3 protein-coding genes and 1 pseudogene are annotated in these 2,379 nt (G+C 71.5%); all 4 read left to right on the top strand.

Annotation, left to right across the window (positions count from 1 at the left end; translation table 11 throughout):
- Nucleotides 1-864 (top strand): sigma 54-interacting transcriptional regulator (locus VF536_RS07525; protein ID WP_331614194.1); only part of this gene is annotated, 864 nt, incomplete at its 5' end.
- Between the two features lie 170 nt (nt 865-1,034).
- Nucleotides 1,035-1,277, top strand: a complete 243-nt coding sequence (locus VF536_RS07520; protein WP_331614193.1) for a hypothetical protein — start codon at nt 1,035-1,037, stop codon at nt 1,275-1,277.
- 30 nt (nt 1,278-1,307) lie between these two features.
- Nucleotides 1,308-1,934, top strand: coding sequence for a DUF4255 domain-containing protein (locus VF536_RS07515; protein ID WP_331614192.1), 627 nt, complete (start codon nt 1,308-1,310; stop codon nt 1,932-1,934).
- Nucleotides 1,931-2,379, top strand: a pseudogene (locus VF536_RS07510) (hypothetical protein); the annotation flags it as partial. The gene VF536_RS07515 and the pseudogene VF536_RS07510, both read left to right, overlap by 4 nt.

Genomic DNA, 2,379 nt, shown 5'->3' with positions numbered 1-2,379 from the left:
GACGCGCCCTTCGTGCCGCTGAACTGCGGCGCCGTGCCGGAAACGCTGATCGAGAGCGAGCTCTTCGGCTGCGAACGCGGCGCCTTCACCGACGCCCGCCAGGCCCGCAACGGCCTCATCGCGGCGGCCGAGGGTGGCACGCTGTTCCTCGACGAGCTCGACTCGCTGCCGCTGCGCGCGCAGGTGTCGCTGCTTCGCTTCCTGCAGGACTACCGCTACCGGCCGGTCGGCGGCACGCGCGAATGCAGCGGCGACGTCCGCGTGGTCGCCGCCGCCAGCCCGCGCCTGCATGAACTGCTGGAGACCGGCGCCTTCCGCGACGACCTGGCCTTCCGCCTCAACGTGCTGCTGCTGGAGATGCCGCCGCTGCGCGACCGTCCCGGCGACGCGCGCGTGCTCGCGGAGCACTTCATCGCGCGGCATGCGCGGCAGCACGCGCTGCCGCCGCGGGCGCTCGCGCCCGGCTGCATCGATTGGATCGCGCGTTACGCGTGGCCGGGTAACGTGCGCGAACTCGACAACCGCGTGCAACGCGCGCTGATGCTGTCGGACGGCGAGGAGCTGGATCTGCGCCCGTGCGCCACGAGTTCGATCTCAGCAAGCGGCACACCCAGCGCCAGTGCCACATCCAGCCCCAGAGCCGTCAACGACGGTCCGGCATCCGCAGGCGATCTGCGCGCCTTCAACGACGCGCGCGAGGAAGCGATGCTGCACTTCGAGCGCAGCTACCTCGAACAGCTGATGCACTCCGCGCACGGCAACGTGACGCACGCCGCGCGCCTGGCCGGCAAGGAACGCCGCGCGCTGGGCAAGCTGCTGAAGAAGCACGGCCTCGAACGCGACGCGTTCGACGCCCCGAACTGAGCACGCCCCCGGGTCGACGCCGACCCGGCGGGTGCCGCGAAGCGGGTCCGCCATCACCCACCCGGCAGCGTCCTCCGCCCGCCTCTCCTCTGAGGACCGCCATCGCATCTCTCCCGCAACACCTGGCACGTTCCTCGCATTGAGGGCTCACAACGTTGTTGGAGACGCCGTTGTGCGAAGACCCAGGCACGAGAAGACGGCGAGCGGAGTCGGCCATCCTGGCCCACCTCGCCCGCCATCCGCTCGCCGCCGACACCGAGCAGGGCATCGCGCAGTGGTGGTTGGGACCGATGGGCGTGGACGTTCCGCTGGTCGACGTGCGGCAGGCCCTGGAGGCGCTGCAACGCGACGGCCGCATCGAGCGCGCCACGCTGCCCGATGGACGCGCGATCTTCCGCGCGCCGCGACCATGAGGACGAAGGAAATCCGAGGACATCAACGGCATGGCCAACATCCAGGCGATCCACTCGGTCGGTCACTCGATCGTGACCTACCTGCGCAACACCTACCCGGCCGAATCCGGCGGGTCGGCGATGCCGGAGTGCGACGTCGTGCTGGTGTCGTCCGGGGAACTCGCGGGTCCGCAGGACGACACGACGCGCCTCACGCTGTACCTGTACCGGGTGACCGTCAACGAGCATCTGCGCCAGCACCGCCCCGACCGCATGTCCGGCGAGCAGCAGGCGCCGCTGGGTCTGGACCTGCACTTCCTGCTGAGCGCCTGGGCCAACAACCCGCAGGACGAGCTGCTGCCCTTCGCCTGGGCGATGCGGCAGCTCTACGAGCACCCGATCCTCGACGCCTCCGCGCTGTCGCCGGAGGCTGGCTGGGGCCCCGACGAGGTGATCCAGATCATTCCGTCCGAGCTGCCCACCGAGGACATGATGCGCATCTGGGACGCGCTGGAACCGGCGTACCGGCTCTCCGTCTCCTACATCGCGCGCCGCGTGCGCATCGATCCGGACACCCTCCTCGACGCGGGTCCGGTCGTGGCCACGCGCTTCGGCTACGGCACGGCCGTGCCTGCGGGGAACGCGTCACCGGGCGGTGCGCCTGGAGGTGCGCCATGACGCTGCTGATCCGCGAGCTCGAGCGCATCGACACGCGCGTGCTGGGCGCCCTGCGCTGCATCGACGCGGCCACCCGGGTGCAGGTCGGAACGCCGCTGGATGTGCGCATCGCCGGCGCGGCGGTGCGACGCAATCGCAGCGGGCTCTACGTGATCGTCCGCGCCGAAGCGCCCCTCGCACCCGTTGCGCTCGCCACGCACGAGGCGGCCTTCGACACGCCGCCCGCGACGCCGGCCGTCGGCGACGTGACGCTGACGGTGACCGTCTCCGATCCCTCCGGCCGCTACCTGCCGCGCCGCGCGGCGCTGGCCCTGCCGCGCGATCCGCAGCCGGGCAACGCCGCCTCGCCCGACTCCCTGTTCCGCCCGGTCGAACTGCCGCTTTACCCGTCCGCCGTCGCGCCGACAGGCATGAACTGGGCGGTGCTGCGGCTGAGCGTGCATGA

Source organism: Roseateles sp. (genome assembly GCF_036486225.1).
Lineage (GTDB): Bacteria > Pseudomonadota > Gammaproteobacteria > Burkholderiales > Burkholderiaceae_C > Roseateles.
This window is presented reverse-complemented; position numbering and strand designations above follow the sequence as displayed.